Origin of the sequence: Nocardia arizonensis (assembly GCF_001310275.1) — a bacterium.
Lineage (GTDB): Bacteria > Actinomycetota > Actinomycetes > Mycobacteriales > Mycobacteriaceae > Nocardia > Nocardia arizonensis.
Genome location: NZ_LGYZ01000063.1, coordinates 1 through 6,562, shown reverse-complemented (window position 1 = coordinate 6,562; position 6,562 = coordinate 1). Strand labels below are relative to the sequence as shown.

Below are 6,562 nucleotides of genomic sequence, written 5' to 3'. Positions count from 1 at the left end.
CGATGGTGTTCGCCGTACCCTGCGAGTTCGTCAGGCTGCGAGTGGCTTTGACCCGCCCGGCTTGCGGCACCGCCGCGGAGTTGGCGTCGCAGGGATTGGCTCGTGTCTCGTTTCCTCCGTAATTGATGTAGACGCTTCGGCGGTCGGGATCGGTGATCTCGCCTGCCGGCAACGCTGCGGCGGTCTGCCGTAAGAACCCGCTCCCGGGTTGCTCGAACAGTGTCCGCCCCGTCAGGTCGAGGCCGCCGGGGTCGGTGGTCTTGGTAGTGATCAACCCGTAGACGGGGTCGATTCCGTTGACGAGGTCCGAATATCCGTAGTGGGTGGTCGCCGACGGCGCCCGTTCGGTCGTTCCACCGGAGGTGTCGAGGGTGGTCTGGCTCGTGTCAAGGCCGTAGCGGGGGTGCAGCATCGATCCGGGCACGGTCGTCGATATTCCCGATCCCGGTGCCGCCCACCTGAAGTCGAGCGCGCCGGTGCTCCCGCTGCGGTTGTAGTAGTCGATCCTGATCCGGTGGCGGCTCTCGGCGACGGTGTTGGTGATATTCCCCGTCACGGCGGTAGCGGTCTTGTCCGTCCAGCTGTCGATGAGGAGCACGTCGTCGACCCACAGTCGCACGCCGTCGACCACGGTGAACCCGAGCTCGTACTGGCCGATCTGCGGGAGATGGATCTCGCCGGTGAAGCGAGCAGACCAGCCACCGCTGCTGTCGGTCACCGGTGGGGTTGCCCCCCAGCTGCGAGTCAGACTCCCGTCGCCGGTGCCCACGCCGGTAGCCCATATGCTCGGCACGCCGGCAACGAAGGGATTGTCGTAGAAGGCGGCCCCGAGTCCGGTGATGGCTTCGTCGTATGCCTTGCTGGTGTGCGGCACGGTCGCGGCGCACGCCGATGTCGGTAGCTGACCGGTGAAACAGTTCGACGGGGCGGGTCCGTGGATATCGGTGACTCTGTCGGCGTGGTCGTAGAGGTAGGTCATGCGGTGTCCGGTGGCGTCGACCGCGGCGGTTTGCTTGTCCTTGGCATTCCATTCGACATGGACCGTGTTGCCTTCGCCGTCGGTGTCCGACAGCGCGCGTCCGGCGTCGTCCCAGGTCACCGTCCGTACCCCGATTTTGTCGATTCCCGCGACATCGACATACGCCTTGCGGTTCACGATCTCGTAGCGGTAGCTGTGCTGGGCTCGGAAGCCCATGTCGCTGCCGTCCGGTTTCGGAGCGATGATCTGGATGGGGCGCGCGTGGGCGGGCTGCGCCACAGCCGGGTCGTCGACGAAACTGTCGTACTCGATCAACCAACGCTCGGCATTGAGGTCGTAGGACGACAAACGTGCTCGCCAGTCCACCGCGACCGGTTCACGTATCTCGTTCAGCGGACCGACACTGTCGAGCGCCTGCAACCGCATCTCGGTGTTGGTACCCGCTTGGTCGTAGTTGATCTTCGCTGCCTGCAGGTTCACATAGCTGTAGTCGAAGATCTCGCCGCCGGGGTTCTCGATCCGGGCGAGCGCACCGACTATGTACCACAGTCGGGTTTCGGTACCGTCCCAGTACCGGATCCGGCACAGCTTCTGCGCGGGGGCCGAATGAGTGCCAGGCGGGAAAGATACGCCACCGTAACAGTTGTCGCTGTCATCGGTGTTGTAGTGCAGCAGGTGCGACCGGCCGCTGACCGGATCCCGGATCTCGGTCAATCGGGCAGGGCTGCCGCTGTAGAGATACTGCAGTCCTGCCGGATTCTTGCTGTCGAGGACGTTGGAGACCGCGGCGAGCGAGCCGTCCGTATTGAACTCCGAGACGGTTCCGTCCTTGGTGATCGAGACGCGGCCGAGCGCGTCCACCGCGAGAATGCCGTCCTCATCGGCGGGCGGAATGTAGCCTCCTTCGGATGCTTTCGTCCACGCGTGCTTGCCGCCGGCGTTGTCGGTGAGGACAACCGACCCATCGAGCATCCGGGCGTCGACGTATTCCGCGCCTGCGACGCCGAGGGTCCAACCGCTCGGCAATGGTGCGGGGTCACGTGCGTAGAGGTTGTCGGTGACGACGACTCGCGGATTCCAGTTGTGGGTGCGTTGGCTGGTTCCGGTGGTGGACTTGGCCCACAACACCATCTTCGGTAGCGCCGTCGAGTGGTGATACAGCTCGACTTTCAGCGGCACCCGTTCACCCGCGACCAACGATACGTCCGTGGACTTCTTCGCCGTGGCGGTCGAGAAATCCGTACTCGGGGTCGCCGCGTTCGGATCGTCGTAGACGAGATTGTCACCTATCCAGATCTTCGCGCCGTCGGTGTGCGCTCCGGCGAAAGAGAAATCCCCGGTCACTGGCGCTCGGAAGTATCCTTCCCAGCGCACCACGAACCAATGATCGTCCAGCGCGGCAGGCATCGGATCCTCCTTCCACGGAAGGTTCTCCGACACGTTCGACCAGATGTTTCCCCAATCGAGGTTGATCTGATTCTCATCGCGGACGGTCACAGCGACGGCGTCAGCGATCCCGTTGTGGTCTGCGTCCGGGAAGTAGGAGGCACGCACGCCGTGACCCTCACCGCCTTGGCGGGAGTTGTAGGCGAAGGTGAGACCTGCTCGCCCACCGAGAGTGTCGAATGCGGGACCCGCCATCTCGTGACGCAAATTCCCATTGAAGAGATTGACTGTGACAGGCCCGAATTGATCGCTCGGCGACGGGCCGATGCTCCCGATCCGCCGGTCGACGACGAAGTGTCCAACCCAATTCGATGGCGTGGGCGTCGAATTGCCGGACGCGACCGTCGCGACCGTCCAAGTGTAGGTCGTATCTTGCAGAACGTCCTTGGGAACCGTCCACCGCCGCTCACTCTGACATCCCGAGTCCACTACGCTGCCGGAACGGCCGTCGAAGCCTGCGGCGATCTTGAAGCAGTACTTGGTGCCGGCCGGCCCGGCGCTCACCTCGAGAGTGGGTGTGACGGTGGAGATGACTGAGTTGTTCACCGGCGCGACCAGATCGACTGGCGGACCTGCGGGCGGCGGCGTGGTGGCGTCGTTGTAGTCGACGACCAATGCCGCTTGAAGTTGCTTGTAAGAGTAGGTGTTGGTCTCGGAGCCGGTGAGCATGAGCCAGATGTTGTTGTCCGTGGCCGCAACACCCTCGCCGATATAGGTGCTCAGCGCGGGCGCGGACAGTGAGCCGCTTGTGCCGACATCCCCTGAGGTGATCTGCGCGCCCACCGCGTTGTACCCGAGAGGTGTGTCCGCTCGATACAGGTTCACCTGGGACGTAGTCTCCATCTCGGTGGTCGAGCCACTGGCGAGTTGCAGGTCGAGGCGGGCTCCGGTGATCGTCTTGCCGGCCAGCGGCTGCACGTTGTACCGAATCGCCGAGCGCCAGAATGTGTTGGTGCCGAGAAATGTGCGCGCGTTTCCGGTGCGAATGCCGCACAGCAGCGGGCAGGTGGAGCCGCCCTGCTGATAGGCGATCGTCTCCGCCTGCTGGCCGAATCCGAAGGTGTATGTCGGGTCGACCACGATGGGGAACTGCCGCTCGGGTGCGCTCAGCCACGACGGATCCACCGTGACGGTCAGATCCAGTGAATTCTGCGAGGTGGATTGCAGCGAATACGATCCGCTGGTTCTGCCACCCGCAGCATCCGACACATCGATCGGCGGAAGTGCGGCGATCACAGCGCCGGAGACATCGGTGAATTCGACTGCCGCTCCGTTCATCCGTGCAGCCAGTCCATCGACACTCACAGCGAAGGTCCACGCACCGTCCCCGACAGCGTCCGTCGACTCCAAGACCAGCGATTCCTTGACTGAGTCGGCCGTGACCTCGTACTTCAGATCCACTCCGGGCAAAGCCTCACTGAAGGTCGCTGTCGAGTCGACCACCTGCCGACTCGAGTCCGAGGCGCCCTCCAACGCGAAGGCGAGTGTGGCGCCCTGTTGGTCGATACGCACCAGATCGTGTGCGGCCGCGGAATCGGCGAACGACACCTCCACGCCGGTCTGTGCTGCCGCGACACGCGGCGAATTCGGCTGCTCGATCAGACGTGTATCCACCGGCACCCAGCCGCCACCACCATCGGAGACGCTCACCGGGACCTGTGAGAGCACAATCGAATTCGTTCCATCACGGTTGCTGTACTCCACCATGAACTCCGAACGGTCAGTCTCGACCGATGTAGCGGCATCGAAGCCCGAACCCACCTCGTTCGTCGCGTTCTCGACAGTGGAACCCGACACCGACGCGAAAGGTTCGACATCGCGCAGCGTTTCAGACGTGACTGGTGACAGCAGCAACGGCACATCTCTTGGCGCCGTGCCAGCCGCTCTCGGTGAGAAGGCGATGATCTGCATCAACGACATCACGGCCACGGCACTGACGACGAACGCTACGACCCGTAACCAGACGCGATCCCCGGGCCATATCGCAGGGCGCCATCGCTGATACGGTGGGCCTTTCAATAGCCCGGCCCTGCAGGATGGGCTGCCGGCTTCGGACTCACCACGACTCCGGCCGGGAACATTACAATGAAACAGTCTCTTGTCGAACATCTTCTGGCTGTCTCCGTATTCGAGCACAGGAATCCAGGCCGAATACTCGGACCCGGATTGACGGTCAACTGATGGCCCGCTGATCAGCGCGACTACGGTGCAGCTCCGGCGACACAGAGTGGGCAGACCGTACAACGGCAATAGCCCTCAACCGCAGCACGGTCGAGGGCTTCAATCAACGGGATAGTGGCGGCGGATAGACCGCTTGGAAACCCGGACTAACCGGGTCGGCGCACAGCAATGGCGCCGGAACTATCTTCACCTAAGAAGCCGAGAAGGTCAATCCGCCTACTTCGGAGAAGGCGATCACTCAGTGCCTGTGAACAGACTGATCGTTGGCGCGTAGGGGCTTGCGTCGGGATTGCTGAATTGTCTTGCCTGTAGGGAAGATGGGGGGACCTCCCGGTAGCAACGGTGTTATCGAGTCGCCAGTTGTCCAAGAGGTCCCTATGTCCTTGCACTCCTGCGCTGCGGTCGATGGCAGCGAAATCGCAGGAAATGGTCGCGGGTGCGCGGCTTGTGGGTTCGGTTACGGCACGTAACATGCTGTGCACGACCGCTGCTTGGCTCCGACACCATCGACGTCCAAAGGGCGGTGCTCGAGCGTTGCTGCCCTGGCCGGTGTTCCTGGACGGGTTCCGCATGTCTTTCGAGTCGAGACCGCCATTTCCGCCCGCCTCGACGGGGTCGCCTGACGCGCGCTATCCGAGTCCGGCGACGAACGCGTCCGCTTCCCGGTGCGACCGTACCCGGACGAATGTGAGATGCTGATAGGCGGGATCGTCCTGCGCGGCGAGATACCGTTGCCGATTCTTCGTGTGCGTCGTCCACGCCCACGCGATCACCGACTGTTCAGGATCTATGGAGAACACGTTCCGCCAGCGTTCCCGATTCCCGTTCCACAAGGTGCGCCGCGTGGCCGCCCGACCTACCGTCCGGCGCACGATCTGCGCCATCACCACTGCCCGAGGCAGATCGAACCACACCACGGTATCGGCCCGCGCCCACACCACATCCCCCAACTTACCCAGGTAATTCCCGTCGACCACCCACTCGTCCGACTCGATCCGAGCCGCGACCGCCTCCCGGAATTCCTCCGCGGGCATGGGCATCCACCCCGCCCGATGGTGGATGGCGTCGAGTTCGATATGCGCCACCCCGAGCCGTTCGGCAATCCGCCGCGCCAGCGAACTCTTCCCCGACCCCGAGGTCCCCACCACCGAAATCCTGCGCATTTCGATCACCGACCAAGTATCCCGAGGCCGACACCGATACGGAAATCCGCTCGGTCGACCCGGCGGCGGAAACCGCGAATCATACACGATCACAACAGAACTCGGATAGCGGGTCGACAATCGCCCGCCAAGGGTAACTCTGAGCCGAGCGGCCGGAATCCGTGGGCGGCCCGGTATGGCCGGATACAGACGAGTCCACCCGCCGGGTGATCGCCGAAGTGATCATCCGACGGGTGGACTCAGAACCCGCTACCGCGTACCCACTGCGTACCGAACGCCGGAATTCAGAGGTAGACGCGATGGTCGGGCTTACACGTCGAAGTAGAGCTCGAACTGTGTGCAGTGCGTTTGCGAGCGTTGTTGGTCGATGGTGCACTCCTCTGACCCTGCCTTTCCGCGCCGGCAACGTTGGTACTTGTCGGCTGCATCAACGGAACGCCAATCCTGACCACTTACCGGCATCGGAATCCCGCGGCGGCGCGCGTAGCGCCGCCGCGGGCGCTCTTGATCCTGTATGGCGAAATTCGGCAGTAGCCGCGCACGCAGGGACGCCGTATGAAATCTGACGAGCGCCAGCGTGTTTCGAGTAAATTGGTTCGGTGGCAGCAGGCTCGAGGGTGTGGGCGTATGTGGACGAAACGGGTGATCGGGGGAGCGGACCATCGGCAAGTCCGGTGTTCGGGATGGCCGCTGTCCTAGTTGATGATCTTGGGGCTGTGGAGCTTCGGCGTGCGGTGCAACAACTGCGTACCGAGTTCAAGGTGCCCGCTAACAAGGTCATGTCCTGGAAAGA

At 63.3% G+C, this 6,562-nt stretch carries 3 protein-coding genes; 1 reads left to right on the top strand and 2 read right to left on the bottom strand.

What is annotated here, in order from left to right:
• On the bottom strand, positions 1 to 4,534 hold a 4,534-nt coding region (locus APZ21_RS11655; protein WP_156371002.1), incomplete at its 3' end, for a PA14 domain-containing protein.
• 701 nt (positions 4,535 to 5,235) lie between these two features.
• On the bottom strand, positions 5,236 to 5,769 hold the full coding sequence (locus APZ21_RS11650) for a P-loop NTPase family protein (protein WP_054813302.1): 534 nt from the start codon (positions 5,767 to 5,769) through the stop codon (positions 5,236 to 5,238).
• A gap of 599 nt (positions 5,770 to 6,368) precedes the next feature.
• Between APZ21_RS11650 and APZ21_RS36175 the strand changes: the two genes are divergently transcribed.
• Positions 6,369 to 6,562: DUF3800 domain-containing protein (locus tag APZ21_RS36175; protein WP_156371000.1), on the top strand; the 194-nt coding region annotated here is incomplete at its 3' end.

Coding starts and splice junctions, on each gene's coding strand:
- APZ21_RS11650 (WP_054813302.1), bottom strand. CDS start 5,769: ATGCGCAGGATTTCGGTGGTGGGGACCTCGGGGTCGGGGAAGAGTTCG.